Annotated in this window: 29 protein-coding genes; 9 read left to right on the top strand and 20 right to left on the bottom strand. The window is 68.6% G+C overall.

Annotation, left to right across the window (positions count from 1 at the left end; genetic code table 11):
- The first annotated feature begins 38 nt into the window (after positions 1-38).
- Complete coding sequence (locus ABZX92_RS03675) at positions 39-470, top strand: helix-turn-helix domain-containing protein (RefSeq protein WP_355553495.1); 432 nt, start codon at positions 39-41, stop codon at positions 468-470.
- Here the strand turns inward: ABZX92_RS03675 and ABZX92_RS03670 are convergent.
- The 10 genes from ABZX92_RS03670 to ABZX92_RS03625 are packed head-to-tail and all read right to left on the bottom strand — an operon-like array spanning position 414 to position 8,425.
- The gene (locus tag ABZX92_RS03670; RefSeq protein WP_355553492.1) at positions 414-1,007 is read right to left on the bottom strand and encodes a hypothetical protein; all 594 of its coding nucleotides are present in this window, start codon (positions 1,005-1,007) and stop codon (positions 414-416) included. The two genes, ABZX92_RS03675 and ABZX92_RS03670, sit on opposite strands and share 57 nt — an antisense overlap.
- A gap of 5 nt (positions 1,008-1,012) precedes the next feature.
- A complete protein-coding gene (locus tag ABZX92_RS03665) occupies positions 1,013-1,765 on the bottom strand; it encodes an EndoU domain-containing protein (protein WP_355553489.1) in 753 nt (250 codons plus the stop codon).
- A gap of 6 nt (positions 1,766-1,771) precedes the next feature.
- Positions 1,772-2,467, bottom strand: a complete 696-nt coding sequence (locus ABZX92_RS03660) for a WXG100 family type VII secretion target (protein WP_355553486.1) — start codon at positions 2,465-2,467, stop codon at positions 1,772-1,774.
- Positions 2,464-2,775, bottom strand: coding sequence for a type VII secretion target (locus tag ABZX92_RS03655; RefSeq protein ID WP_355553483.1), 312 nt, complete (start codon positions 2,773-2,775; stop codon positions 2,464-2,466). The genes ABZX92_RS03660 and ABZX92_RS03655 overlap by 4 nt, the downstream gene beginning before the upstream one ends.
- On the bottom strand, positions 2,772-3,209 hold the full coding sequence (locus ABZX92_RS03650; protein ID WP_355553480.1) for a YbaB/EbfC family nucleoid-associated protein: 438 nt from the start codon (positions 3,207-3,209) through the stop codon (positions 2,772-2,774). Before ABZX92_RS03650 ends, ABZX92_RS03655 begins: the two co-directional genes overlap by 4 nt.
- Before the next feature lie 27 nt (positions 3,210-3,236).
- Positions 3,237-4,238 carry an acyl-CoA dehydrogenase family protein gene (locus ABZX92_RS03645; RefSeq protein ID WP_355553477.1) on the bottom strand — a complete coding sequence of 334 codons (1,002 nt, stop codon included), beginning with the start codon at positions 4,236-4,238 and terminating at the stop codon, positions 3,237-3,239.
- Complete coding sequence (locus ABZX92_RS03640) at positions 4,235-5,035, bottom strand: acyl-CoA dehydrogenase family protein (RefSeq protein WP_355553474.1); 801 nt, start codon at positions 5,033-5,035, stop codon at positions 4,235-4,237. The genes ABZX92_RS03645 and ABZX92_RS03640 overlap by 4 nt, the downstream gene beginning before the upstream one ends.
- Positions 5,032-6,123 (bottom strand): acyl-CoA dehydrogenase family protein, encoded by a 1,092-nt coding sequence (locus ABZX92_RS03635; protein ID WP_355553471.1) that lies wholly within the window; start codon positions 6,121-6,123, stop codon positions 5,032-5,034. Before ABZX92_RS03635 ends, ABZX92_RS03640 begins: the two co-directional genes overlap by 4 nt.
- Positions 6,123-6,953 (bottom strand): enoyl-CoA hydratase, encoded by an 831-nt coding sequence (locus tag ABZX92_RS03630; RefSeq protein ID WP_355553468.1) that lies wholly within the window; start codon positions 6,951-6,953, stop codon positions 6,123-6,125. The genes ABZX92_RS03635 and ABZX92_RS03630 overlap by 1 nt, the downstream gene beginning before the upstream one ends.
- A complete protein-coding gene (locus ABZX92_RS03625) occupies positions 6,950-8,425 on the bottom strand; it encodes a FadD3 family acyl-CoA ligase (protein ID WP_355553465.1) in 1,476 nt (491 codons plus the stop codon). Before ABZX92_RS03625 ends, ABZX92_RS03630 begins: the two co-directional genes overlap by 4 nt.
- Positions 8,426-8,471: 46 nt before the next feature.
- On the opposite strand from ABZX92_RS03625, the gene ABZX92_RS03620 reads away from it, so the two are divergent.
- From ABZX92_RS03620 to ABZX92_RS03605, 4 genes are read left to right on the top strand one after another with little or no spacing between them, the layout of a single operon-like run.
- Positions 8,472-9,551 (top strand): acyl-CoA dehydrogenase family protein, encoded by a 1,080-nt coding sequence (locus ABZX92_RS03620; RefSeq protein ID WP_355553462.1) that lies wholly within the window; start codon positions 8,472-8,474, stop codon positions 9,549-9,551.
- Entirely contained in the window at positions 9,548-10,288 is a 741-nt protein-coding gene (locus ABZX92_RS03615) for an SDR family oxidoreductase (protein WP_355553459.1), read from the top strand. The genes ABZX92_RS03620 and ABZX92_RS03615 overlap by 4 nt, the downstream gene beginning before the upstream one ends.
- A 30-nt stretch (positions 10,289-10,318) precedes the next feature.
- Complete coding sequence (locus ABZX92_RS03610) at positions 10,319-10,918, top strand: TetR/AcrR family transcriptional regulator (RefSeq protein ID WP_355553456.1); 600 nt, start codon at positions 10,319-10,321, stop codon at positions 10,916-10,918.
- A gap of 12 nt (positions 10,919-10,930) precedes the next feature.
- Complete coding sequence (locus tag ABZX92_RS03605) at positions 10,931-12,076, top strand: acetyl-CoA C-acetyltransferase (protein ID WP_355553453.1); 1,146 nt, start codon at positions 10,931-10,933, stop codon at positions 12,074-12,076.
- Here the strand turns inward: ABZX92_RS03605 and ABZX92_RS03600 are convergent.
- From ABZX92_RS03600 to ABZX92_RS03585, 4 genes are read right to left on the bottom strand one after another with little or no spacing between them, the layout of a single operon-like run.
- Positions 12,060-13,109 (bottom strand): nitronate monooxygenase, encoded by a 1,050-nt coding sequence (locus ABZX92_RS03600; protein WP_355553450.1) that lies wholly within the window; start codon positions 13,107-13,109, stop codon positions 12,060-12,062. The two genes, ABZX92_RS03605 and ABZX92_RS03600, sit on opposite strands and share 17 nt — an antisense overlap.
- A complete protein-coding gene (locus tag ABZX92_RS03595) occupies positions 13,106-13,819 on the bottom strand; it encodes a CoA-transferase (RefSeq protein ID WP_355553447.1) in 714 nt (237 codons plus the stop codon). The genes ABZX92_RS03600 and ABZX92_RS03595 overlap by 4 nt, the downstream gene beginning before the upstream one ends.
- Positions 13,816-14,589 (bottom strand): CoA-transferase, encoded by a 774-nt coding sequence (locus tag ABZX92_RS03590; RefSeq protein WP_355553444.1) that lies wholly within the window; start codon positions 14,587-14,589, stop codon positions 13,816-13,818. Before ABZX92_RS03590 ends, ABZX92_RS03595 begins: the two co-directional genes overlap by 4 nt.
- The gene (locus ABZX92_RS03585) at positions 14,564-15,331 is read right to left on the bottom strand and encodes an enoyl-CoA hydratase family protein (RefSeq protein ID WP_355553441.1); all 768 of its coding nucleotides are present in this window, start codon (positions 15,329-15,331) and stop codon (positions 14,564-14,566) included. The genes ABZX92_RS03590 and ABZX92_RS03585 overlap by 26 nt, the downstream gene beginning before the upstream one ends.
- Before the next feature lie 70 nt (positions 15,332-15,401).
- Here ABZX92_RS03585 and ABZX92_RS03580 point away from each other — a divergent pair, with 70 nt between their 5' ends.
- A complete protein-coding gene (locus ABZX92_RS03580; protein WP_355553438.1) occupies positions 15,402-16,157 on the top strand; it encodes an SDR family oxidoreductase in 756 nt (251 codons plus the stop codon).
- Positions 16,154-17,017, top strand: coding sequence for an SDR family oxidoreductase (locus ABZX92_RS03575; protein ID WP_355553435.1), 864 nt, complete (start codon positions 16,154-16,156; stop codon positions 17,015-17,017). The genes ABZX92_RS03580 and ABZX92_RS03575 overlap by 4 nt, the downstream gene beginning before the upstream one ends.
- An 89-nt stretch (positions 17,018-17,106) precedes the next feature.
- Here the strand turns inward: ABZX92_RS03575 and ABZX92_RS03570 are convergent, their stop codons facing one another.
- Entirely contained in the window at positions 17,107-18,234 is a 1,128-nt protein-coding gene (locus ABZX92_RS03570; protein ID WP_355553432.1) for a steroid 3-ketoacyl-CoA thiolase, read from the bottom strand.
- 122 nt (positions 18,235-18,356) lie between these two features.
- Here ABZX92_RS03570 and ABZX92_RS03565 point away from each other — a divergent pair, with 122 nt between their 5' ends.
- Positions 18,357-19,583 carry a cytochrome P450 gene (locus ABZX92_RS03565; RefSeq protein WP_355553429.1) on the top strand — a complete coding sequence of 409 codons (1,227 nt, stop codon included), beginning with the start codon at positions 18,357-18,359 and terminating at the stop codon, positions 19,581-19,583.
- A 50-nt stretch (positions 19,584-19,633) separates the two neighbouring features.
- Here ABZX92_RS03565 and ABZX92_RS03560 read toward each other — a convergent pair whose 3' ends face one another.
- From ABZX92_RS03560 to ABZX92_RS03540, 5 genes are all read right to left on the bottom strand, one after another.
- On the bottom strand, positions 19,634-20,023 hold the full coding sequence (locus ABZX92_RS03560) for a nuclear transport factor 2 family protein (protein ID WP_355553647.1): 390 nt from the start codon (positions 20,021-20,023) through the stop codon (positions 19,634-19,636).
- A gap of 44 nt (positions 20,024-20,067) precedes the next feature.
- A complete protein-coding gene (locus ABZX92_RS03555; protein WP_355553426.1) occupies positions 20,068-20,928 on the bottom strand; it encodes a TIGR03619 family F420-dependent LLM class oxidoreductase in 861 nt (286 codons plus the stop codon).
- Positions 20,925-22,067 carry a thiolase domain-containing protein gene (locus ABZX92_RS03550; protein ID WP_355553423.1) on the bottom strand — a complete coding sequence of 381 codons (1,143 nt, stop codon included), beginning with the start codon at positions 22,065-22,067 and terminating at the stop codon, positions 20,925-20,927. Before ABZX92_RS03550 ends, ABZX92_RS03555 begins: the two co-directional genes overlap by 4 nt.
- A gap of 74 nt (positions 22,068-22,141) precedes the next feature.
- Complete coding sequence (locus ABZX92_RS03545) at positions 22,142-23,194, bottom strand: thiolase domain-containing protein (RefSeq protein WP_355553420.1); 1,053 nt, start codon at positions 23,192-23,194, stop codon at positions 22,142-22,144.
- A 7-nt stretch (positions 23,195-23,201) separates the two neighbouring features.
- Entirely contained in the window at positions 23,202-24,146 is a 945-nt protein-coding gene (locus tag ABZX92_RS03540; protein ID WP_355553417.1) for an OB-fold domain-containing protein, read from the bottom strand.
- Positions 24,147-24,191: 45 nt separating this feature from the next.
- Here ABZX92_RS03540 and ABZX92_RS03535 point away from each other — a divergent pair, with 45 nt between their 5' ends.
- Entirely contained in the window at positions 24,192-25,220 is a 1,029-nt protein-coding gene (locus tag ABZX92_RS03535) for an LLM class F420-dependent oxidoreductase (RefSeq protein WP_355553414.1), read from the top strand.
- Positions 25,221-25,239: the final 19 nt, after the last annotated feature.

The following is a 25,239-nucleotide window of genomic DNA, read 5'->3' as shown; positions in this document are numbered from 1 at the left end:
CCACCGTCCTGCTTCAAGTCGGCTTGAGGTCAAGTGTCGTGGACAATGTCGAAATCGGCATCGGAGAGGTCGTGCGCCGCTCGGGCGTGCCGGCCTCGACCCTGCGCTACTACGAGGAACGCGGCCTGATCAGCTGCGTTCGCCGCCGCGGCCTCGCCCGTGTCTTCGAGACCACCGTGCTCGAACAGCTGGCGTTGATCGCGGTCTGCCGGTCAGCGGGGTTCTCGCTGGACGAGATCCTGCTGATGTTCGCCCCGGACGGCCGCCCCAGCCCGAACCGCGCGATGCTCGCGGCGAAGGCCGATGAGCTGGACGCGACCATCCGCAGGCTCGCGTCCATGCGGGACGACCTGCGGCACGCGGCAGCCTGCCCGGCACCGTCCCACCTGGAGTGTCCCTCGTTCCAGCGCGTGCTAAACGCTCCAGATCTGCGGCGCGACGGTGACGGCGGCGGCCTGGTAGGGCGGTAGCGGCTTGCCCTCGACCACGACCTCGATCGGCCACTTCTCCTTCAGCACGACCCACAACCGTCCGGAGAGACCGGCGAACGCGCCGAGCAGGTTCGCGCCCTCGGCGACCTGCAGCACGTACACCCACTTCGCGGTGTCCGGTGCGCCTTCGAGCGGCTCGCGCCAGACCCGGCGCAACCGGCGGCCGCCGTGTCGTGCGGCGTCGGCGGTCAGCACGATGTCGGCCTTGCCCGGGTCCGGGGCGTCGGCAGGTGCCTGGGCGGTGAAGCGGTACGCGACCGGCGGCACCTCGTCGATGCCCGGCACCGCGGCGAGGTCGTCGCTGTCCGGATCATCCAAAGTGGACGCGATGAGCGCGCGTTCCTCGGCCGTGATGCCGATGTTCTCGTACGCCATGGAGAGCAGCAGAGTGCCCTCGGCCTGCGCGGGTTCTCCGCCGAAGTAGTCCTCGCGCACCGACCGCAGGGTGTCGTCCTCCAACCGGCCGGCGAGCCGCGCGCACAGGTCCGTGACCGTGGCGTAGGTCTTCACATCCATGAGAGTCACTTCTTCTTGTGCGGGCCGAGGTCGGTTTTGGTGACGTTACCGTGTTCGTCCTGGACTATCCGGATGACCCGATCACCCTTCGGGCCTTCCCAGGTCCAGCTCTTGTCACCGCCGACGTCCGGGTGGCTGTAGCGCGGCGGGGTGCTCTGCGGCACGCCGTCCGGCGCCGGGTTGGGCGCGGGCGGGTTGAGGATCACGCCGGGGTTGGTCGAGTCGGGCGGGAACGCCGTGCGGATCTCGCCGGTCGACAGCACCGTCGTGCGGATCATCACGCCGTCGACCACGCCCTCGTAGTTGTAGGCCCAGGCGGGGTCGCCGTTGGCGTCCTTCGTGGGCTTCGGCCCGGACACCGGCGGTCCCTGCTGGGTGACCTGGTACGCGGCGTCGAGGATCTTCGGTTCTTTCCAGCTCGGCGGGAACTCCGTCTTGCCGGAGAAGCCGGTGCCCGCGATGTGGCCGCCCTGCTTGCCGCCGTCGCCGTGGATGATGTGCTTCTTGGACGCTTCGCTGTGGTGGATGTCCTCGGGCTTCGGGTCCGAGGTGGGCTTCGGCGGCAGCGGCTTCTTCGGCGGCTTGTTGTTGCCCTTGCCCGCCGGAGTGCCCGGCTTGCCGCCACCGCCCGGCTGGCCCGCTGTCGCCGCCTGCTTGGCGGCCTTCGTCGCGCTCGACAGGCCCGCGCCCGCGTTGATGTGCCCGTGCGTCTGCGCAGGTTTCTTTCCAGGGCCTGGGTTCTTGGCCTTGCCGGTCATCGGGCCCTATCCGTTCAGCAGCTTGGTGAGGTTGGTCAGGCTGGAGATCAACGCGGTGGTGTAGCCGATGATGCGCGCCGCCCACTTGACCACCGCGGCGGTGATCTGGGCCGCGATCACCGGGATCGTGACGACGAAGATCGCCTCCACCGCCCACACGATCACCCTGGCGACCAGGTCCGCGATCAGGTCGCGGACGACCTCGCGGGTCATCTCCACCAGGCCGCCCGCACCCTCCGTCGCGGCCGCCATCGCCGCCGAGATCGCGGCCAGGCCACCGATCGCCTCCACGTTGTTGCCCATCAGCCGCTGGTAGGCCTCCGCGGCGTCGCCCTCCCAGCCGACCAGGTCGCTCTCCAGGTCCGCGCGCAGGTCGGCGGACATGTCGTGCAGCTCGGTGGCCATGTTGTTCCACGTCGCGGCGTGCGACCTGACGACGTCCGGCGCGCCGGTCAGCTCGTCGAGCATCTCCCGCAACGGATCGAAGTACTCCATCGCCCAGCCGAGGCCGTTCGAGAGCAGCGCGCTGAACGGGTCCAGCACGCTCGCCGCGACGTCGACTCCCAGCGACGCACCCGCGAGCAGGTCGTCGACCCAGCCTTCGCTCTTGATCGCGTCGACCAGGCCCTCGACGCCGTCCGCGAGGCTGGAACCCGTCCACGCCTCGCGGGACGACTGGACCGGAGCAATCAGGTCGCTCATGCGTCACCTCCGGCCGCGGTGATGCGGTCGGCGTTGTCACCGTCGGCCACCTCGTACGTCTCGGCGCTGGCTCGAAGCTCCTTCGCGACCAGCTCCAGGTTCGTGTCGACCTGCGCGATCACGTCGTCGACCTCGGTGTGCCGGCTCTCCAGCACCCCGGAGATCCATCCGCACAGCAGCCCGTAGGCCTGGTCGTCACCGGTGATGTGCGCGCTGGCGGCCTTGACCTTCGCGAGCCGCTGCTTGAGCGCGTCGATGTTGCCCGCGTGCGACCGCAGCTGCTCGGCCTCGACGTTGAACCCGCTCACCACCGCTCCTCGGTGTAGGTGCGGTCGGTCCGGTCGTCGTTGCGCACGGGCTCGGGTTCGGCCGTGCCCAGGTTGCGGCTGACGCTGTCCACAATGGCCTTGGCGGCCGCGGACTCGGTGCCCACGGTGTCGGCGACGATCTCCTTCGACCGCTCCGCGAGCTGCCTGCGCGCGGTGTTGAGCGTGGCCATGATCGTCGCGGCCACGGTGTCGGGGGTCGCCTTCCCGATCCGGTCGGTGAGCTTCAGGCTCACCATCGTGCCGGTCGAGTCGATCGCGACCTCGGCCATGCCGGCCGGATCGTGCGCCGTGATCCGCAGTCCCCGCAGCTGTTCGCTCATGGACTTGGTGTCGGCGGCCAGCTTGTCTATCCGGCCTTTCCACGCCGCCAAACGCTCACGCGCGCCGTCCGGGTCCAAGATGCGTTCGTCCACGGGCCGGGAGTGTAAGCACGAAAATGATCACAGTTGGGCGGAACGGGTGAGGCGCTTGATGTGATCTGCCGGACTCCCGAACAGCTGACTGCTGCCGTGGGCGCGCTTGAAGTACAGGTGGGCGTCGTGCTCCCAGGTGATCGCGATGCCGCCGTGCAGCTGGACCATCTCGGACGCGACCTTGAGGAACGCCTCCGAGCAGTAGACCTTCGCGACCGCCGCGGACACCTCGTCGTTGGCGGCCCGGGCGGCTGAGCGGGCCGTCTCGACGAGCACGTGCATGTCGGCCATGCGGTGCTTCAACGCCTGGAACGACGCGAGCGGCCGTCCGAACTGGACACGCGTCTTGGTGTACTCGACGGTGAGTTCGAGGGCTCGCTGTGCCGCGCCGACCTGTTCCGCGGCGAGGGCGGCCAGGGCGATGTCCTGGATCTCCGGCTTCCACGGGCCCAGGCGGGTGGCGGGGGTCTTGGCGAAGTGGATCGTGGCCAGGCGGCGGGTCTGGTCCACGGTCGGGGTGTGTTCGCGGGTGACGCCGGCCAGGTCGACCTCGTAGAGCGAGCGGCCGTCGCTGACCAGGAGGATCTCGGCGAGGTCGCCGTCGAGGACGTAGCGCGCGGTGCCATCGAGGTAGTCGCTGCGAGCGTTGACCTCGGGGTAGTCGAACGCGTCCGTCGACGTGATCTCGGTGTGGTCCCAGGCGACCGTCGCGATGGCTCCCTCGGCGATGCGGCGCAGGAGGATGCCGTTGCCGGTGGTGGTCAGGAGTGCTTGGGCCGCGATCATCGAGCCGAGCAGCGGCGACGGGGTGAGGGTGCGGCCGAGTTCTTCCAGCGCCACCCGGGTTTCCGCTCGGGTCGCCCCGGATCCGCCGTGCTCCTCGGGGATCGGGAGCACGCCGATGTCGCACAGCCTGGCCCACAACGCCTTGTCGTAGCCGTGCGGGGTCTCGATGGCCGCGCGGACGTCCGAGTGCTTGGCGAGCAGGCCGCGGACGGCGTCGCGGAGCGCCTCCTGTTCCGGTGTCACAACGCCTCCAGCACGCGCGCTCGGTGCATCGACGGGCTGCCCCACGCGGTGCGCAGGGCTCGGGTCCGCAGCAGGAACCGGCTCAGCTCGTGCTCGGCGGTGTAGCCGATCGCGCCGTGGACCTGCAGGGCGGTGCGGGCAGCTTGCCAGGCAGCGTCGGAGGTGGCGACCTTGGCCGCCGAGACGTCGCGTCGGGTCATGGTGACCGCCGCGCCGAACACCAGCGGACGCGCGAGTTCGAGTCCGATGAGGACGTTCGCGAGGTGGTGCTTGACGGCTTGGAACTGGCCGATGGGCTGGCCGAACTGAGTACGTGCCTTGACGTGGGCGGTGGTCATTTCGAGCATGGCGCGGCCCAGGCCGAGGAGCTGGGCCGAGCAGGTGAGGACGCCGAGGTCGAAGGCGCGCGCAGGCACGTCGGTGGCGATGACCGCGCCGGCGGTCAGTTCGACGAGCGTGCGAGCCGGGTCCACGGAGGACAGCTCGGCGACGGGGGAGGCTTCGTGGAGCGTGCCGGCTTCGACGAGGAAGTAGCGGTCGGCTTTGACGGCGTGCGGGACATGAGGCGGGAACGCCACCGAGCCAGGACCAACACCGAGGGCGGGCAGGACCGCCAGTGACTCGATCAGCGGACCTGCGACCGCGTGATGTCCCAGCTCCTCGAACACCACGACCAGGTCGACCGGGTCGGTCACCTCGTCCACGCCGAGCTCGGCCAGGTCCCGCTTCCCCGAAGCGAGGAACCCGTGCAGCACCGCGGCGAGGTCGGTCTGCTCCTCGGACAACGTGAACATCATCGTGGCAGCCCCAGGATCCGTTCGGCGATCACGTTGCGCTGAATCTCGTTGGTACCCGCGTAGATCGGCCCGGCCAACGAGAACAGCCACCCGTCCCGCCACCCCGGCGCGACCTCACCCAGCAGGTCCATCGCCGTCTCGTGCAACTCCACGTCCAGTTCCGACCAGAACACCTTGGTGACACTGGCGGCCGGTCCGGTGGGCGGGTTCCCCAACGCTCCGAAGGTGTGCAGCCGATACGCCTGGGCCCCGATCCACGCGTCGACCACGCGATCACGCAACGCCGGATCAGGATTCTTGCGGTACAGCTCTACCAACCGCCCGGCAGCCGCGACGAACCGGCCGGGACTGCGCAACGACAACCCGCGCTCGTTGCCCGCGGTGCTCATCGCGACCCGCCAGCCGTCGCCGACGTCGCCGATGACATCGCGGTCCGGCACGAACACGTCGTCCAGGAAGATCTCGGCGAACCCCGGCTCGCCGTCGAGCTGGGCGATCGGCCGGACGGTCACCCCGTCAGCCCGCAGGTCGAACATCAGGTAGGTCAGGCCGCGGTGACGTCCCTCGGGCGAGGTCCGGAACAGCCCGAACGCCCGATCCGCGAACGCCGCCCGCGAGCTCCAGGTCTTCTGCCCGCGCAGCAGCCAGCCACCGTCGGTCCGGACTGCGGTGCTGCGCAAGGAAGCCAGGTCGGACCCGGCCTCGGGCTCGGACCACGCCTGCGCCCACACCTCGTCGCCGCGCGCCATCGACGGCAGGATCCGAGCACGCTGCTCGTCGGTGCCGTGCGCGAACAACGTCGGTGCCAGCAGGAAGATCCCGTTCTGCGACACGCGGCCGGGCGCCCCGGCGGCGTGGTACTCCTCCTCGAAGATCAGCCACTGCAACAACCCCAGGTCGCGGCCGCCGAACTCCTCGGGCCACGAAACGACCGACAAGCGCTCGGAAGCCAGCAGCCGTTCCCACGAGCGGTGTTCCTCAAAGCCCAGAGCTGTGTCCATCGAGGACAAGGGCCGCACGTGTGCAGCCAGCCACGACCGCAGCTCGGCCTGGAAGTCCAGCGTGGCGGAGTCGAGGGAGAGATCCATCAGCTGGAGGCCTTCTTCATCGACCGGGCGTCCATCCCCGCCAGCGCGTCCGGGCTGACCTCGGCGTTGTGCGCGTGGGCCAGGTGATGCAACCCGAACACCGAGTCCATCCCGGCCCGCATGCCCATCAGGTCCTCGGACTGGTTGACCGCCTTCTTCGCCAGCGCCAGCCCGAACTGCGGCATCGCGGAAATCCGCGAAGCGAGCTGGAAGGTCTCGTCCTCAAGGGACGTACGCGGCACGACGCGCGAAACCATGCCCCACTCGTAGGCGCGCTGAGCGGAGAACCGGTCGCCGGTGAACAGCACCTCCTTGGCGGCGCGCGGCCCGAGCACCCACGGGTGCGCGAAGTACTCGACCCCCGGAATCCCCATGCGCACCACGGGATCCGCGAAGAACGCGTCCTCGGCGGCCACGATCAGGTCGCACACCCAGGCGAGCATCAGGCCGCCGGCCACGCACGCGCCCTGCACCATCGCGATCATCGGCTTCGGGATCTCCCGCCACCGCCGGCACATGCCGAGGTAGACCTCCATCTCGCGGGCGAACCGGAGATCACCGCCCTCGCGGCCCACGTGGTCCCACCACAGCACGGCCTTGCGCTCGAACGACACGTCGACGTCCCGGCCGGGTGAGCCGATGTCGTGGCCCGCCGAGAAGTGGTCGCCGGCGCCGGCCAGCACGATCACCTTGACCTCGGCGTCGTTGACCGCGCGGGTGAAAGCCTCGTCCAACGCGTAGGTCATCGCCGAGTTCTGCGCGTTGCGGTACTCGGGGCGGTTCATGGTCACGACGGCGACCGCGTCCCGCCGCTCATACTCCACTGTCACGCGTTCTCCTTGCGCAGTTGGGTTTTGAGGACCTTGCCCATGGCGTTGCGGGGGAGCGCGGGCACGAACTCGACCACGCGCGGCACCTTGTAGTTCGCCAGCCGCTCCCGGCAGAACTCGATGACCTGGGCCTCGGTCAGTTCGAACCCGGCAGACGTCACGACGTGCGCCACGCCGACCTCGCCGAGCCGCGCGTCCGCCAGCCCCACCACGGCCGACTCCGCAACGCCGGGCAGCCGGGCCAGCACCTGCTCGATCTCCGCCGGATACACGTTGAACCCGCCGCAGATGTACATGTCCTTGAGCCGGTCGGTGATCGAGAGATACCCGCGCTCGTCGATCTTCCCGACATCGCCGGTGTGCAGCCAGCCGTCGGCGTCAACCGCTGCCGCGGTCGCCTCGGGATCGTCGAGATAGCCGAGCATCACGTTCGGCCCGCGCAGCAACACCTCGTCCTGCTCACCCAGCCGCAGCTCGAAGCCGGCCATGGGTGCCCCGCACGTGTGCGCGACCGTCTCCGGTGAGTCGCCAGGACGGCACATGGTCGCGACGACGGCCTCGGTCAGCCCGTACGCGGTGAGCACGGTCAGCGAGAGCTCCGAGCGCATCCTCTCGATCAGCGCCACGGGCACGACAGCGGCACCGGTGACCGCGAGCCGCAGGCTGGACAGGTCGAACGAGCCGCGCTCCGGGTGGTCGAGCAGGGTCTGGAAGATCGTCGGCGGCCCGGGCAGCACGGTGATCCGTTCCCGTTCGATCAGCCGCATCGTCTCGACCACGTCGAACACCGGCTGCGGCACGATCGTCGCCCCGGTGAGCAGGCAGGCCAGGATCCCGGCCTTGTAACCGAAGGTGTGGAAGAACGGGTTGACGATCAGGTACCGGTCGGCGGAAGTCAGCTCACCACAAGCACCCCAGGCCGCAGCCACGCCGAGTGACTGCCGATGCGCACTCATCGCCCCCTTGCTGCGCCCGGTCGTCCCCGACGTGTACATGACGTCGCACAGCTGATCCGGAGACGTCTCGGGCAGATCCACGTCCGGCGCGGACCACGTGATCGGTAGTCGCACCAGCACTTCGGGCAGATCCGCGGACAACGCCCGCAGCTCGGCGAGCCGATCCCGCCCCAGGAACTCGCCTGCCACGATCAAGGCCCGCGCGGCACTGCGGTGCACCACGTCCAAGGTCTCGGTGGCGGTGAACCGGGTGTTGATCGGGACGAGAGCCGCCCCGGCACGAAGAGCCCCGAGCGCGGCGATCACCCAGTCAGCCGAGTTGGGCGCGCACAACGCGACCCGATCGCCGGGCCGCACACCCATTCCGACGAGAGCGCGCGCGACCTCGTGCACGGAGGCGCGCAGCGCGGGATAGGTGAGCCTGACTTCCCCGTCCACCAACGCTTCCGCGTCGATGTACGAAGCAGCTGCTCGGTCGAGCGCGGCTGAAACCGTTTGCCTGCTTGGATCGCTCACTGTGACGTCCTCCAAAGCAAGTGCTTGGTAGGTTAGAGTATGGCCCATGGAGTCCTTCCGGCGCGAGGTGCGGGAATGGTTGTCCGCCAACCTCGTCGGTGAGTTCGCTGAGCTGCGCGGCCTGGGTGGACCCGGTCGCGAGCACGAGGCGTTCGAGGGACGGCTGCGCTGGCACCGGCACCTCGCCAGGAGCGGGTGGACGTGCCTCGGCTGGCCCGGTGAGCGCAGTGTGGAGGAGCAGGTCGTCTTCCACGAGGAGTACGCGGAGGCCGACGCTCCCGCGAAGGTCGACATCGTCGGCGAGGGACTGCTCGGCCCGACGCTCATCGCGTTCGGCACGCCGTCGCAGAAAGAACGCTTCCTGCCGAAGATCAAAAGCCTCGACGAGTTGTGGTGTCAGGGCTACTCGGAACCGAACGCGGGTTCCGATCTGGCGAACGTGCAGACGAAGGCCACCCTCGTCGATGAGCAGTGGGTGATCGACGGCCAGAAGATCTGGACGTCGAACGCGCACTACTCGGACTGGATCTTCGTGCTGTGCCGCACCGAACCGGGTTCGCAACGCCACCACGGCCTCTCGTACCTGCTCGTGCCGATGAACCAGGCGGGCATCGAGGTCCGGCCGATCCGCCAGCTCACCGGCACCTCGGAGTTCAACGAGGTGTTCTTCGACGGCGCTGTCACGGCCGCGGAGAACATCGTGGGCCGACCTGGCGAAGGCTGGAAGATCGCCATGGCCACGCTCGGCTTCGAACGCGGCACCGCGATGCTCGGCCACCAGGTGAGCTTCCGCCGCCAGCTCGACGCGATCATGGCGTCAGCGCCGGAGGAGATGCGGGAGAAGCTCACCAGGGCGTGGCTGGAGCTGCACGTCATGCGCTCGCACACGCTCAGGACCATGAACGACGACCCCGGCCCGGAGGCGTCCGTGCTGAAGCTGTTCTGGGGCGGCTGGCACCGCAGGCTCGGCGAGCTCGCGATGGAGTCGCTCGGCCCCGAGTCGATGCTCGACGGCAACGAGTGGCAGCGCATGTTCCTGTTCAGCCGCGCGGAGACGATCTACGGCGGTTCGGACGAGATCCAGCGCGAGATCATCTCCCATCGAATCCTGGGGCTGCCGCGATGAACAACAACCTGCTCAAGGACAAGGTCGTCGTCGTGACGGCCGCGGCGGGCACGGGCATCGGCTCGGCGACCGCGAAACGCTGCCTCGAAGAAGGCGCGACCGTGATCATCTCCGACTGGCACGAGCGCCGGTTGAAGGAGACCCACGAGGCACTCGGCACCGCGCACGCGATCCCGTGCGACGTCACCAACGAGGAGCAGGTCCAGGCGCTGGTCGATGGCACGGTCGAGCGGTTCGGCCGCATCGACGTGATGGTCAACAACGCGGGTCTCGGCGGCGAGAGGTCGGTGCTCGACATGGCCGACGACGAGTGGGCGAAAGTCCTCGACGTCACGCTCAACGGCACCTTCCGCTGCACCAGGGCCGCACTACGCCAAATGGTCGCCCAACGAAGCGGTGTCGTCGTTAACAACTCCAGTGTGATCGGCTGGCGCGCCCAGAAGGGTCAAGCCCATTACGCGGCAGCGAAAGCCGGAGTCATGGCGTTGACGCGCTGCGCCGCGATGGACGTGGCCGAGCACGGCATCCGGGTGAACGCGGTCGCGCCCAGCTTGGCGGCGCACCCGTTCCTCGCCAAGGTCACCAGTGAGGAGTTGCTGACCGAACTGGCGTCCCGGGAGGCTTTCGGGCGCGCCGCCGAGCCCTGGGAGGTCGCGAATGTGATCGTGTTCCTCGCCAGCGACTACTCGTCCTACCTCACGGGCGAGGTCGTCTCGGTGAGCAGTCAGCACCCATGAGGAAGGAACGACCGGTGGGCTACCAAAATGATGAGTAGCAGGCGACAGGAGCTGCTGGGGCTCGCGGCACGCATGTTCGCGGAACGTGGCTACGGGCAGACCACGGTCAGGGACATCGCGGACGCGGCGGGCATCCTGTCCGGCAGCCTCTACCACCACTTCGACTCGAAGGAGTCGATGGTGGACGAGATCCTGCGGACGTTCCTGGACGAGCTGTTCGCGTCGTACCGGGAGATCGTCGACGCCGGCCTCGAACCGAAGCAGACGCTGAAGGCCCTGGTCGTGGCGTCGTTCGAGGCGATCGACGCGCGGCACGCCGAGGTCGCGATCTACCAGAACGAGTCGAAGCACCTGATGCCGCTGCCGCGGTTCTCCTACATCGAGGACCGCAACGTGGAGTTCCGCAAGCTGTGGACGGTGCTGCTGGAGGACGGCATGGGCGCGGGCGTGTTCCGCGCGGATCTCGACGTCGACCTCGCCTACCGGTTCATCCGCGACACGGTGTGGGTGGCCGTGCGGTGGTACCGGCCGGAAGGTGGCCTGTCCGCCCAGACGATCGCCGACCAATATCTCGCGATCTTGCTCGACGGCATCGCCACGGGTCGCCGGAAGAACTCGAAGACGCAATGAAGGAGGGCCCTCGTGGCCGAGGCGTACATCATCGAGGCTGTGCGGACCCCGGCGGGACGGCGTGGCGGCGAGCTGAGCCACAAGCACCCGGCCGATCTGGGCGCGCACGTGATCACCGCGCTGCTCAACCGCGTGGACGTCGACCCGACGGACGTGGACGACGTGATCTTCGGCTGCGTGGACACCGTCGGGCCGCAGGCCGGTGACATCGCGCGGACTTCGTGGCTGGCTGCCGGGTTCCCGGAGCAGGTGCCGGGGGTGACGGTCGACCGGCAGTGCGGGTCGAGCCAGCAGGCGTTGCACTTCGCGGCGCAGGCGGTGATGAGCGGGACGGCGGACGTGATCGTCGCCGGTGGCGTGCAGAACATGTCGCAGGTGCCGATCGGGTCGGCCATGACGGCCATGTCACAAGCAGGGAGCCCCTTCGAAGGCTGCGAGGGCTGGCAGCACCGGTACGGCGACGAGGAGGTCAACCAGTTCCGCGCGGCCGACCTGATCGCGGTGCGGTGGGACCTGTCTCGCCGTGAGATGGAGGAGTTCGCGCTGCAGAGCCATCTGCGGGCGATCACCGCGATCAAGGAGGGGCGGTTCGACCGGGAGATCGCGCCGGTGGACGGGGTGGTGCACGACGAGTGCCCGCGTTCCGACACCAGTGCGGAGAAGATGGCAGCGCTGCAACCGTTGCGTCCTGGCGGGCGGACCACGGCGGCGTTGTCGTCGCAGATCTCCGATGGTGCGTCGGCGGTTCTGGTGGTGTCGGAACAGGCTGTGCGTGAGCACCGGTTGACGCCGCGGGCTCGGGTGCATCACATCTCGGCGCGCGGATCCGACCCGATCTACATGCTGACGGCCCCGATCCGGGCGACCCGGTACGCGCTGGACCGGGCCGGGATGTCCATTTCGGACATCGACCTGTTCGAGATCAACGAGGCGTTCGCGTCCGTGCCGATGGCGTGGGCCAAGGAGCTGAAGATCGATCTCGGACGCGTGAACGTCAACGGGGGAGCGCTCGCGTTGGGCCATCCGATCGGTGCCACCGGGACGAAGCTGTTCACGACGATGCTGCACGAGCTGGAGCGGTCGGGTGGCCGGTACGGGCTGCAGACGATGTGCGAGGGCGGCGGTCAGGCGAACGTGACGATCATCGAACGTCTCTGAGCCTGTCGATGATGGTCTCGGCTTCCTCGATGATGCTTTGGACGAGCTCTTCGCACGTGGGCAGGTCGTCGAGCAGGCCTGCGACCTGACCGGAGGCGAGCACGCCCGCGTCGGTCCTGCCTTCGACCAGTCCCGCGCGCAGCAGCATCGGGGTGTTCGCGGCCATGATCACCTGGGACCAGGTGAGGTCCTTGCCGTGCTTCACGGCCAAGCCCTCTTTGATCATGGTTCGCCAGCTCAAGCCGGTGTGCCGGCGGAACTTGGCGGCGTTCGTGATCGCCCTGGCGAGGCTGCTGACCTTGCCTGATCTTTCGAGGTGGTCGACGAGGTCGGTGCGCAGGACTCGGTGCGGCAGGCCGTCGACCCTCGTGGTGACGACCGTGCCGTTGAGGTCGCGTTGCAGGTAGGCCTGTTTGACGGCGTCCGGGACCGTGCTCTCCTGGGTGAGCAGGAACCTCGTGCCCATCGCGATTCCGGCCGCGCCGTACGCCAGTGCCGCGGCCAGGCCTCTGCCGTCGAAGAAACCGCCGGCCGCGATCACCGGGATGTCGACGGCGTCCAGCACGCTCGGCAGCAGCAGAGTGGTGGCCACGCCGCCGGTGTGGCCACCGCCCTCCCCGCCTTGCACGATCACCGCGTGGGCGCCCCACCTGGCGACTTTCTCGGCGTGCCTGGCGGCACCGATCGACGGGATGACCACGACTCCGGCGTCGTTCAGCTTGGCGATCATGTCCGGTTTCGGGGCCAGGGCGAAGGAAGCGACCTTGACCTGTTCGCGGATGAGCAGGTCGACGCGTTCCGGAGCGTCCTGGGCGTCGGCCCTGAGGTTCACGCCGAACGGGTTGGACGTGCGAGCGCGGGTCTCCTTGATGGCGGCTTCCAGTTCGGCGTAGGTCATCGTCGCCGAGGCGAGGATGCCCAGGCCGCCGGCTTCCGCCGTCGCGGAGACGAGTCTTGGCCCGGCTACCCAGCCCATGCCCGTCTGCACGATCGGGTGCCTGACGCCGACCAGCTCGGTGAACGCGGTTCTCATGACGGGACTTCCCTGTCCCGCTTGGCGTCCGGGTCGAGCAGTGTTCTGATGAGCTTGAGCTCCTCGTCGGTCGGGAGCCTGGTCTCGGTGACGTCGTCCGTGTTGAGCGGGAACGACGTCTGCTTCTGGACCTCGTCCACGGACACGCCGGGATGGGTGGAGACGAGGCGCATCGAGTGGTCCGGGGTGTCGAAGTCGAGGACCGCCAGGTTGGTGATGACCCGGTGGATGTCGTGGAACGGGCCGACGGCGTGGTCGTAGCCGACGCCGGAGACGACGTCGACGGCGTTGACCAGCACTCTGGGGCTGTGCCTGGGGACCCAGTAGCTGGTGCGGTGGTTGATGGTGTTGCCGGGTGCGCCGCGGAAGCCCAGCAGCTGGCGGGTGGGCTTGGCGTGGTCGCCGATCGCGGAGATGTTCTGGTTGCCGAACCTGTCCACCTGGTTCGCGCCCATCACGACGTGCCTGCGGCCGTGCGCGACGACGTCGAACACCCTGCGGTACGGGAGCCATCCCTCCACAGTGGACTCAGGGGTGAGGAGGAAGGCTTCGCCGTCGGAGAGCAGCAGGTCTGGTTCGGTGGTGAGCCTGGCCAGTTTCGCGCCCAGGGACGGGATGAGACCCATCGGGCTGGCGAGCGTCTCACCCGCGCCGACGAACAGGTCGGCACACGCGGTCACGCAGATCTCGGCCCTGGTGATGTCGCTCATGCCGGTAGCCTCCCTTCAGCGGCGGCTTCGGCGTACTCGCGTTGTTTGGCTTCATCGCGCGGGTAGTCGGGCACGCAGCTCGTGAACCCGGCTCCACCTGGTGCTTCGATCACGCCGTCGACCATCATCCGGTTGAGCAGCAGGGTTTGCGGTGGTCCCTCGAAGCTGTCCACGATCTGTTCGCAGGAGACGTAGCGGCGGTCCGCGGCCAGGCAGAACAGGTCGTCGAAGTACGGGTCCGGGCCGAGGTACTGGGCGTTTCCGTGCTTGTCGGCTCGGTTGAGGTGCACCAGCGCGACGTCGAGCTTGAGCGCGGGCATGGCGACGAGCTCTTCGCCGTCGTCGTAGGGGGAGCGGACGGTCTTGAGCTCTGGCGCGTACTTGAGGACGTCCGAGCCGAGCCCTGCCCTGATCGGGAGGAACGGCAGGCGGTGTCCGGCTGCGCGGAGCCCGGTCTGGAACATGCCTTCGTCGAGTTCCAGCACCTCGATCGCGCCGGTTTCCCTGGCCCGTTTGAACCACGGGTCGTACGGGATGGTGTCGAGCGAGACGAAGCCGTAGACGAGCTTGCGGATCTTGCCCGCCGCGCACAACAACCCGGCGTCCGGGCCGCCGTACGTGACGACGGTGAGGTCTTCGACGTCGGTCCTGAGGATGGCTTCGACCAGGGCCATCGGCTTGCGCCGCGAGCCCCAGCCGCCGATGCCGACGGTCATGCCGTCCTTGATGGTGCTGACGGCCTCGTCAGCTGTCATTCGCTTGTCGCGCATGGTTTCCGTCCAGGAAGGCCTGCCGGGCGTGGTCCGACACACCGGTGAGGTTGAGCTCGAAGGTGAAGCCCTGCTCGAAGCGGTAGCTGTGGTGCACGCGCTGCGGGTCGATGCCGTTGATCGCCTCCTTGGCGGCGCGGATCACGGTCGGGTCCTTCTTGGCGATCTCCTTGGCGATCTCGCGCGCCGCGTCGTCGAGCTGGGCGCGCGTGGTCACCTCGACGACGCTGCCGTGGTGGTGCAGGGTGTGCGCGCTGACGTTCCTGGCCGTGTAGTACAAGGTCCGCATCAGGTGCTGCGGGACGAGCCTGGCCAGGTGCGTTGCGGCACCGAGCGCGCCGCGGTCGACCTCGGGCAGTCCGAACGTGGCGTCGTCCGAGGCGACGATGATGTCCGCGTTGCCGACCAGCCCTACGCCGCCGCCGAGGCAGAAGCCGTTGACCGCGGCGATGACCGGCACCTCGCAGTCGTACACGGCCGCGAAAGCCTTGGCGCACCCCCGGTTCGCGGCGATGAGCGCCGCATGGCCTTCCGTGCGCTGCATCTCCTTGAGGTCGACGCCCGCGCAGAACCCGCGGTTCTCGGCCCTCAGGATCACCACTCGCGCTTCCGGGTCCTCACCGGCTGTGGTGATCGTCCTGGCCAGCTCGAACCAGCCCTGCGACGGGATGGCGTTGACCGGGGGATAGTCGATCGTGACCTCGATGATGCCGTTTTCGGTGTGGCTGCTGGAGATTCCCATCGCGCCGCCTTCCGAACCAAGCGATTGCTTGGTAATTTAGCAGCGCCGGAGCGACCGGGGTAGGTGCATCGTGGAACTGTCCCTCGACGGAAGCGTCGTCCTGGTGACGGGCGGCGTGCGGGGTGTCGGTCTCGGCATCACCCGCGCCTTCCTGTCGGCCGGGGCTGTGGTGGTGACTTGTGCCCGGCGTCCGGCTGAGGTGCCCGGCGCTGCTTTTGTGCCGTGCGATGTCCGGGACGCGGATCAGGTTTCCGCGCTGGTGGCCTCCGTCGTCGATCGTTTCGGGCGGTTGGACGTCGTGGTGAACAACGCTGGTGGAGCGCCGTTCGCCTGGGCGGACCAGGCTTCGCCGCGGTTCCACCAGAAGATCGTGGAGCTGAACCTGCTGGCGCCGTTGCTGGTGTCGCAGGCGGCTTATGGGGTGATGCGCGGGACCGGCGGCTCGATCGTGATGGTCAGCAGCGTCTCCGGCCGCCGTCCTTCGCCTGGTACCGCTGCTTATGGCGCCGCGAAGGCCGGGCTGGACAACCTGACCGCGTCGTTGGCGGTGGAGTGGGCGCCTCGCGTGCGGGTGAACTCCTTGGCAGTCGGGATGGTGCGGACCGAGCAGTCGCACCTGCACTACGGGTCCGCGGAGGGCATTGCGGCTGTTGAGCGCACGGTCCCGCTCGGCCGGCTCGCCACGCCGGACGAGGTCGGTGCGTGCGCGGTGTTTTTGGCTTCTCCGCTGGCTTCGTACGTCACCGGGGCGACTTTGGTTGTGCACGGCGGGGGTGAGGTACCCGCGTTCCTGGGTGCCGCCGACACGGATGGGGGTTCGTCATGAGCTTGTGCGAGGACCGGGTCGTCATCGTGACCGGTGCGGGCCGTGGCATCGGGCGAGCACATGCCCTGGCCTTCGCCGCTGCCGGCGCCAGGGTCGTGGTGAACGACCTCTCCGTGGGCCCGGCCGCCGAGGTGGCGTCGCTGATCGGTCCGCGGGCCGTCGTGAACACCGACGACATCGGCACCTGGGCCGGCGCCGCACGAGTGGTGGACGCGGCGGTGTCGACGTTCGGCGGACTGGACGTGCTCGTCAACAACGCGGGCATCGTGCGCGACCGCATGATCGTGAGTTGCGGCGAGGACGAGTTCGACGAGGTCGTGCGGGTGCATTTGAAAGGCCACTTCGCACTGCTTCGGCATGCCGGTGCCCACTGGCGCGCCGTGCACAAGGCAGGCGGTCGCGTGTCCGGCCGCGTGATCAACACGTCGTCCGGTGCCGGGCTGTTCGGCAGTGTCGGGCAAGCGAACTACTCGGCGGCCAAGGCGGGAATCGCGGCTCTTACGCTGGTGGCTGCGGCTGAGCTGGCTCGCTACGGCGTGACGGTGAACGCTATCGCTCCCGCCGCGCGGACCCGGATGACCGAGGCGACGTTCGCCTCGACGATGGCGGCGCCCGAGGACGGGTTCGACGCGATGGCCCCGGAGAACATCTCGCCGCTGGTGGTGTGGCTGGGTTCGGCGGAAGCCGGGGACGTGACCGGCCGGATGTTCGAGGTCGACGGCGGACGGATCTGCGTGGCGCACGGCTGGCAGCGCGGGCCGGAGGTCGACAAGGGCTCCCGGTGGTCGCCGGACGAACTGGGCGAGGTGGTCCGCAAGCTGGTGGCCGACGATCACCCGGTGCCGGTGTACGGCGCCTGACCTCGGAATCGATCCGGATTCGAGCCCCTCCGGGGTAGCCGAAGCTCCCCACTCCAATCGTCTCAGACGGGTCTGACAGCGTCGGGCTCTCAGATTCGTTCGATGATCGTCCCGGTCGCCATCGCGCCACCAGCGCACATCGTGATCAAGGCCGTCGTCGCGTCCCGCCGCTCCAACTCGTGCAACGCCGTGGTGATCAGGCGGGTGCCGGTGCTGCCCACCGGGTGGCCGATCGCGATGGCGCCGCCGTTGACGTTGACCCGGTCGAGGTTCGGGCGGTGCACGGCGGCCCACGAGAGCACGACGGACGCGAACGCCTCGTTGACCTCGAACAGGTCGATGTCGGCCATCTTCATGCCGCTGCGCTCCAGCAGCCGCGTGGTCGCGTCGACCGGGCCGTCGAGGAGGTAGTACGGGTCGGAGCCGACGAGGCACTGGGTGACGATCCGCGCTCGTGGCCGCAGTCCGTGTGCCCGCGCGAAGTCCTCGTCCACGACCATGACCGCTGATGCGCCGTCGGAGATCTGCGACGAGGTGCCCGCCGTGTGCACGCCGTCGGGCAGCACCGGTTTCAGTGCGGCCAGTGCTTCCAAAGACGTCTCCCGCAGACCTTGGTCGGTCTCCACGAGCTCCTCGCCGACCTTCACCGGGACGACTTCGGCGGTGAACCGTCCCTCCGCCCAGGCCCGCGCCGCGCGGGTCTGCGACTGGACGCCGAACCGGTCGACCTCCTCCCGCCCGATGCCGCGCTTGAGCGCGATCCGTTCCGCGCCGACGAACTGGTTCGGCGCGTCGATGGACCACGAGTCCGGGCGGGGCGAGCCGGCGTCGCCGATGTTGCTGCGCAAGGGAACGCGGCTCATGGCCTCGACACCGCACGCGATGCCGCACTCAAGAGCCCCCGCATGAATCAGCCCGGCGATGAGGTGGGTGGAGTGCTGGGCCGAGCCGCATTGGGCGTCGATGGTGGCGGCGCCGGTCGTGTACGGCAGGCCCGCGTGCAGCCAGGCGGTGCGGGCGATGTTGTTGGACTGCTCGCCCGCCTGCGTGACGGTGCCGCCGATGACTTGTTCGACAGTGGACGGATCGACACCGGTCCTGTCAAGAAGACCTCGTTGTGCCGCACCGAGGAGCTCGGCGGCGTGCAGGCCCGCCAACCAGCCGCCCCGCCTGCCGATGGGCGTGCGCACCGCTCCCACGATCACCGGACTGCCCACGCGAGCCTCCTCGAAAACTAGAACACGTTCCTGCAGGGCTCCAGATTGGCCGCCTGGGGGCTTCAACACAAGGCGCAAGCGTGTTTGAATCGGATAGAACGCGTTCCACCTAGGAGGTGCCTGTGGGCAAACCGCGCATCCCGGAAGGCTTCGACTTCACCGACCCCGACATGTACGCGAGTCGTCTGCCGGTCGAGGAACTCGCCGAACTGCGCAAGACCGCGCCGATCTGGTGGAACTCCAAACCGCACGGCCAGGGCGGTTTCCCGGACGAGGGCTACTGGGTGGTGACCCGGCATCACGACGTCAAGGAGGTCTCGCGCAACAGCGAGCTCTTCTCCAGCCGGGAGAACACCGCGATCATCCGGTTCAAGGACGACATGCCGCGCGACAACATCGAGATGCAGCGGCTGCTCCTGCTCAACATGGATCCGCCCACACACACGAAGCAGCGTGGCATCGTCTCCCGCGGCTTCACTCCCAAGGCGGTCAACGCACTGCGCGACGCTCTCACCGAGCGCGCCGAGCGGATCGTGGCGGAGGCGATCACGAAGGGCAGCGGCGACTTCGTCACGGACGTGGCGTGTGAGCTGCCGCTGCAGGCGATCGCCGAGCTCATCGGCATCCCGCAGGAGGACCGGCGCAAGATCTTCGACTGGTCCAACCAGATGATCGCCTACGACGACCCGGAGTTCGAGATCGAACCGCTCGCCGCGGCCACCGAGCTCCTCGGTTACTCCTGGACGATGGCGGAGGACCGCCGCAAGTGCCCGCGTTCGGACATCGTCACCAAGCTCGTCCAGGCCGATGCGGACGGTGCGTTCCTGGCGTCGGAGGAGTTCGGCTTCTTCGTGCTGCTGCTCGCGGTGGCCGGCAACGAGACCACGCGCAACGCCATCACGCACGGCATGAAGGCGTTCCTGGATCACCCGGACCAGTGGGAGCTGTTCAAGGCGAAGCGGCCCGCCACGGCCGGTGACGAGATCGTGCGGTGGGCCACGCCTGTGGTGTCGTTCCAGCGCACCGCGATGGCGGACACCGTGCTGAGCGGCGTGGAGATCAAGCAGGGGCAACGGGTCGGCATGTTCTACTCGTCGGCGAACTTCGACGAGGAGGTCTTCGACGCACCGGAGAAGTTCGACATCACCCGCGATCCCAACCCGCACCTCGGGTTCGGCGGCAGCGGCGCGCACTTCTGCATCGGCGCGAACCTCGCCCGCCTCGAGATCGACCTGATCTTCAACGCGATCGCCGACGCCATGCCGAACATCAAGCAGATCGCCGAACCGCGGCGGCTGCGGTCGGGATGGCTCAACGGCATCAAGGAGTTCCGCGTCCAGTACGCGTGAGAACACGAAGAAGCCCCTCCCGGACGCCGGGAGGGGCTTCAGCAAGCACGTCAGGGCATCTTCAGCGTCGCCAGCGCGCGTTCGGTCTCCCAGAAGGCTCGCATCGACTTGATCAGGCCGTTCTCGTCGACGTTGTAGACGAAGACGCCCTCGGTGTCCACGCGTGCGCCGCCGGGCAGGAACGCGGATATGGTGCCGACGTTCGCGCACTCGGAGCCCGCCGCGAACGAGTCGTGCATGGCGAACTCGAAGCGTTCCACGTTGGCGATGGCCAGGTCCCAGAACGCGGCGATGGCCTCCTTGCCGTGATGGCCCTTGCCCTCGGCGTCGAACATGGACGGGCCCACCGGGTCCTCGACCACGGCGTCCTCGGCGAACAACGCCAGCCAGGCCTCTTTGGTGCCGCTGGTGACCGCCTCCATCGAGCGCCATGAAGCCATGCGGGCAGGGGTTTCCGTGCGAGAGGCCGTCCAGTTGATGGCGGTCACGCGAACTCTCCGATCACCTCGTCGGCGAAGCGCCGAAGTCCGTCCTTCTTGGCCTGCAGGGTGCCGTCGAAGCCGACGCCGTAGAACAGCCACGGCACCACGATCACGTCGGTCACGCCGATCTCGTCCAGCTGCTTGTACCCGTCGAGGCCGAACCGGTCGATGCACACCGCCTGGATCTCGAACGGCCGCTCGAACGCGCCGAGATCCGTGAGCTGGGCGATCACCGACTTGAGCTCCTCGAACTTGATCATCGCGGACGTCCAGCCGTCACCGGCCCGGGCCGCGCGCTTCAACGCGGCGGGGGAGTGGCCGCCGACGTAGAACGGCACGGGCGAGGTCGGGGCCGGCGACATCTGCAGGCGGTCGAAGTCGAAGTAGTCGCCGTGGTACTCGACCATCCCGCCGCCCAGCACGAGCTTCAGGATGTCGATCATCTCGTCGACGCGCGGGCCGCGGTTCTTGTAGGGAGCGCCGCACCACTCGAACTCCTCCGGCGACCACCCCAGTCCCACACCCAGCCCGAAGCGGTTGCCGGTCATGTGCGCGACCGAACCGACCTGGCGCGCCAGCAACAACGGATTGCGGGAACCCAGTTTCAGCACCTGCGTGTAGAAGTGGATGCGCGACGTCACGGCGCCCATCGCGGCGGCGGCGACGAACGGGTCCACCCACGGGGTCTCGGCGTTCCACATGCGCGAGCCGTCAGGCGTGTAGGGGTAGTCGGCGGACACCTTCTCCGAGAAGAAGAGCGAGTCCGGCAGCGCGATGGAGGCGTAGCCGCACTCCTCGGCGCACCGGGCGAGCTCGGTCAGCTGGTCGAGCGGGCTCATGGCGATGCCAACGGTGAACTTCACGGCTTCTCCGATCCGACGACCCACATGGCGAAGAACTGCGAACCACCGCCGTACGCGTGGCCCAGGGCGACCCGCGCGCCGTCCACCTGGTGCTCCCCGGCGGTGCCCATGACCTGCATGGCGGCCTCGGCGAACCGGAGCAGCCCGGAGGCGCCGATCGGGTTGGACGACAGCACGCCGCCGCTCGGGTTGACCGGCAGGCGGCCGCCGATCTCGGTCTCGCCCGCCTCGGTGAGCTTCCAGCCCTGGCCGATGTCGGTGAAGCCCAGGTTCTCCAGCCACATCGGCTCGAACCAGGAGAACGGCACGTAGATCTCGGCCGCGTCCACTTCGGACAGCGGGTCGGTGATCCCCGCCTGCTTCCACAAAGCGCGAGCGGCGTCGCGACCGGCTTGCGGGTTGACCTGGTCGCGACCGGCGAACGTGGTGGGTTCCGTGCGCATCGCGGTCGCGCGGATCCACGCGGCACGACCCGAGGTCGGCTCGGCGGAGATCACGACCGCACAGGCGCCGTCCGAGGAGGGGCACGTTTCGTCGTACCGGATCGGGTCCCACAGCATCGTGGACGCTCGAACCGATTCGACGGTGATGTCCGGCTGTTTGAGGTGCGCGTAGGGATTCTTCGAACCGTTTCGACGATCCTTGGCCGCCACCATCGCGCCGATGTGTTCCGGAGCGCCGGCGCGGCGGATGTAGGCGCGGACGTGCGGGGCGAAGTAGCCGCCCGCACCCGCGTGCACGGGCATGGTGAACGGGGTGGGCACGGACAACGCCCACATCGCGTTCGACTCGGACTGCTTCTCGAACGCCACGGCCAGCACTCGGTTGTGCACACCGGACTGGACGAGCGAGGCAGCCACGTTGCCGGTGCTGCCGCCGACCGAACCCGCGGTGTGCACGCGCAGCAACGGTTTCCCGACCGCGCCCAGCGCGTCCGCGAGGAACAGTTCGGGCATCATCACGCCCTCGAACAGGTCCGGTGCCTTGCCGAGGACCACCGCGTCGATGTCGGACCAGTCCACGCCCGCGTCGGCCATCGCGCGGTCGATCGCCTCGCGGCACAGGCCCGCCATCGAGACGTCGAGGCGTTTCGCGGCGTGGTGTGTCTGGCCGGTGCCGACCACTGCTGCCGGGCGCATCAGTCCCGCCCTTCCATCGTCGGGCCGAGGTGCTGCGGGGCGCGGTGCGTCCGGCCGGTGGCTGGCTGTCGCATCTAATCCCGCCCTTCCATCACACACACGAGGTTCTGCTGAAGCAGCGGTCCACTCGTCGCATGTCCCAGCACCTTCGACGCCGAGCCGTCGTGCACCCGTCGGGCCGCCTCACCGATTCGGGCCAGGCCGGCCGCGAACATCGGGTTGCCCGCCAGCACGCCACCCGACGGGTTGACGCTGATGTCCCCGAGGCCAAGTGCCTGGCGCAGCAGGATCTCCTGGTGGGTGAACGGCGCGTGCAGCTCCGCCACCTCGACTCCCTCCGCGCCCGCGGCCTTGCCCGCAGCGACAGCGGAAGGAGACGTCAGCAGGTCGCGGGCGCCGAAGGACGGTGAGTCCACGCGGTGTTCGAAGCCGGTGATCCACGCCGGTCGCTCGCACAGTTCCCTGGCGCGGTCACCAGCGGCCAGCACGATCGTCGCCGCGCCGTCGGTGATGGGCGCGCAGTCGTGCCGCCGCAACGGATCCGCGACGTAGTCCTCGGCCAGCAGCTCGTCCACGCCGACCGTGCCGGACAGCTGCGCCAGCGGGTTCGCGAGAGCAGCAGCACGACTCTGCGCGGCAACGGACGCCATCGCACGTTCGTCCCACAGCCCGGCCTCGATGCCCATCCGAGCCTGAATCCCCGCCAGGCCAATGGAGTCAGGCCACAGCGGCGTCACGACGTAGGGATCGAGCTGCATCGCCATCACGCGGCGGAGCTGACCCGCGGACGACTTGCCGAAGCCGTAGACCAGCGCGGTGTCGACCTCGCCGCAGAGCAGCTTCACCCAGGCCTCGTACAACGCCCAGGCCGCGTCCATCTCGACGTGCGACTCCATGATCGGCGGGAAGGCACCGATCGCGTCGACCGCGGAGACGAACGAGAAGGCACGCCCGGCCAGGTAGTCGGACGAGCCGGAGCACCAGAACCCGATGTCGGACTTCGTGAGCCCGAGCGAGCCCAGCACCTCGTGGAAGATCGGTACCAGCATCTCGACACCGTTGGTGGTGCCGTCGGTCTCGCGCACGCAGGGCGTCTGTGCGAACCCGACTACCGCGATGTCACGCATCAGGGCCTCACAGGTGCTGGGAGTAGGAGTCGAACGGCGCGTCCGGCTCACCGGAAGGCTTGAAGTGGTCGATGTTCTGCATCGTCGGGCCCCACTCCTCGCGCGGCTTCCACACCGCCTCCACTCGCATGCCCATCCGCACGTCCTCCGGCGCGATGCCGAGCAGCAGGTGCAGGAACGGGATGTCCGCGCCGTCCAGCAGCACGTAGGCCGAGACGTACGGCGGTGGGATGCGCTGGCCCAGGAACGGCACGTTGACCACGCAGAACGTCGTGATGGTGCCGCGGTCCGACAGCTCGATCTGGTCCGTCGTCGGCACACCGTCGGTCGGGCACGCGGGGCGCGGCGGGAAGTAGACCTTCGCGCACGACGGGCAGCGTTGCGCGATCAGCCGGCCTTCCATCAGCCCACGCAGGAACGGGTCCTCGGTCGGCGACGCGGAATGCGTGTAGTGCAGGTTGACCGGCGTGATCACCATTGAGACCTCGTCGGCTTCAACCGGTGCATCGCCAGGTTCATCGGAGAGCTCGAAGCACTCGATGTCGGTGATCGCGCCGACCCGTTCGGCACGCCATCGCACCCGTACGCGCGCGCCGGTGGCGATCGCGTCGGGGGTACCAGCGTCCACGGCGTGCAGCAGCGAGGTGTCCGAGCCGTCGAGCTGGATCAGCGCCCACGCGAACGGCCGGTCCAGCGGCTGGCCTTCGAGCGGCGCGGGAATCCACGACCAGCCGCGCACCACACCGGTCGACGCCACGCCGACGAACTCGGTGAGCCGCTCGGCGGTCACCGGGTCGTACTCGAGCGGCGGCACGTGCACCCGGCCGTCGGAACCGCGGATCCCGGTCACCTTCCGGCGGCGCAGATCCGTGAGGAACCGGCCCAGCGTGGGGCCGGTGGAGCGCGTGTAGTCGAAGCCCACGTCGAGCGGAGCACTCAGTGGCCGAGTCACAGATCAAAGTGAAACAGGTTCTCGAAATGGTGGCAAGATGGGTGCATGAAGCTCGGTCTGCAGCTCGGCTACTGGGGTGCCGCGCCACCCTCGAACGCCCCCGAACTCGTGGCGGCGGCGGAACAGTTCGGCTTCGACGCGGTGTTCGCGGCCGAGGCGTGGGGCTCGGACGCCTTCACCCCGTTGGCCTGGTGGGGATCCGACACGCACCGGGTCCGGCTCGGTACCTCCGTCGTGCAGATGTCGGCACGCACACCGGCCGCCTGCGCGATGCACGCACTGACCCTCGACCACCTGTCCGGAGGACGGTTCGTGCTCGGCCTGGGCGTCTCCGGGCCACAGGTCGTGGAGGGCTGGTACGGGCGGCCGTTCGCGAAACCCCTTGCCAGGACCAGGGAATACGTCGACATCCTGCGCCAGGTGCTGGCCCGCGAGGCGCCGGTCCGCAACGACGGCCCGCACTACCCGTTGCCTTATCAGGGGCCGGGCGCGATCGGGCTCGGCAAGCCGCTCAAGCCCATCACCCACCCGCTGCGCGCTGACCTGCCGATCTGGCTCGGCGCGGAGGGTCCGAAGAACGTCGCGCTGACGTCGGAGATCGCCGACGGCTGGCTCGCGATCTACTACGCTCCCCGGCTCTCCGGGATGTACAACGAATGGCTCGACGACGGCTTCGCCAAATCGGGCCGTAGCAGGGAGAACTTCGAGGTCGCTGCCACCTGTCAGGTCGTCGTGACGGACGATCCGGTGTCGGTCAGGGCCATGCTCAAGCCGTTTGTCGCTTTGTACATCGGCGGAATGGGCGCACCCGGCATGAACTTCCACGCCGAGGTCTTCACCCGCATGGGATACGGCGAGGCCGTGCGGGACATCGACGAGCTGTTCCAGGCCGGACGCAAGGACGAGGCCGCACAGGTGGTTCCGGACGAGCTGGTCGCCGAGATCAGCATCGTCGGCACGGCCGAGCACGTCCGCGACGAGATCGGGCGGTGGGAGAAGGCCGGCGTCACGATGCTCATCGTCGGCTGCCGCGACGTTGCCTCGATCAAGGCAGTAGCGGAGGCTTGTCAGTAGGTGAAACGCGTTCTACTTT

The organism is Lentzea sp. NPDC006480, assembly GCF_040611995.1.
In the GTDB taxonomy this organism is placed as follows: Bacteria; Actinomycetota; Actinomycetes; order Mycobacteriales; family Pseudonocardiaceae; genus Lentzea.
This window is presented reverse-complemented; position numbering and strand designations above follow the sequence as displayed.

Excerpts from the sequence above, each read along its gene's own strand:
- ABZX92_RS03670 (WP_355553492.1), bottom strand. The coding sequence starts at position 1,007 with ATGGATGTGAAGACCTACGCCACGGTCACGGACCTGTGCGCGCGGCTC.
- ABZX92_RS03665 (WP_355553489.1), bottom strand. The coding sequence starts at position 1,765 with ATGACCGGCAAGGCCAAGAACCCAGGCCCTGGAAAGAAACCTGCGCAG.
- ABZX92_RS03660 (WP_355553486.1), bottom strand. The coding sequence starts at position 2,467 with ATGAGCGACCTGATTGCTCCGGTCCAGTCGTCCCGCGAGGCGTGGACG.
- ABZX92_RS03640 (WP_355553474.1), bottom strand. The coding sequence starts at position 5,035 with ATGATGTTCACGTTGTCCGAGGAGCAGACCGACCTCGCCGCGGTGCTG.
- ABZX92_RS03635 (WP_355553471.1), bottom strand. The coding sequence starts at position 6,123 with ATGGATCTCTCCCTCGACTCCGCCACGCTGGACTTCCAGGCCGAGCTG.
- ABZX92_RS03620 (WP_355553462.1), top strand. The coding sequence starts at position 8,472 with ATGGAGTCCTTCCGGCGCGAGGTGCGGGAATGGTTGTCCGCCAACCTC.
- ABZX92_RS03615 (WP_355553459.1), top strand. The coding sequence starts at position 9,548 with ATGAACAACAACCTGCTCAAGGACAAGGTCGTCGTCGTGACGGCCGCG.
- ABZX92_RS03610 (WP_355553456.1), top strand. The coding sequence starts at position 10,319 with ATGAGTAGCAGGCGACAGGAGCTGCTGGGGCTCGCGGCACGCATGTTC.
- ABZX92_RS03600 (WP_355553450.1), bottom strand. The coding sequence starts at position 13,109 with ATGAGAACCGCGTTCACCGAGCTGGTCGGCGTCAGGCACCCGATCGTG.
- ABZX92_RS03595 (WP_355553447.1), bottom strand. The coding sequence starts at position 13,819 with ATGAGCGACATCACCAGGGCCGAGATCTGCGTGACCGCGTGTGCCGAC.
- ABZX92_RS03590 (WP_355553444.1), bottom strand. The coding sequence starts at position 14,589 with ATGCGCGACAAGCGAATGACAGCTGACGAGGCCGTCAGCACCATCAAG.
- ABZX92_RS03585 (WP_355553441.1), bottom strand. The coding sequence starts at position 15,331 with ATGGGAATCTCCAGCAGCCACACCGAAAACGGCATCATCGAGGTCACG.
- ABZX92_RS03575 (WP_355553435.1), top strand. The coding sequence starts at position 16,154 with ATGAGCTTGTGCGAGGACCGGGTCGTCATCGTGACCGGTGCGGGCCGT.
- ABZX92_RS03560 (WP_355553647.1), bottom strand. The coding sequence starts at position 20,023 with ATGGCTTCATGGCGCTCGATGGAGGCGGTCACCAGCGGCACCAAAGAG.
- ABZX92_RS03550 (WP_355553423.1), bottom strand. The coding sequence starts at position 22,067 with ATGCGCCCGGCAGCAGTGGTCGGCACCGGCCAGACACACCACGCCGCG.
- ABZX92_RS03545 (WP_355553420.1), bottom strand. The coding sequence starts at position 23,194 with ATGCGTGACATCGCGGTAGTCGGGTTCGCACAGACGCCCTGCGTGCGC.
- ABZX92_RS03535 (WP_355553414.1), top strand. The coding sequence starts at position 24,192 with ATGAAGCTCGGTCTGCAGCTCGGCTACTGGGGTGCCGCGCCACCCTCG.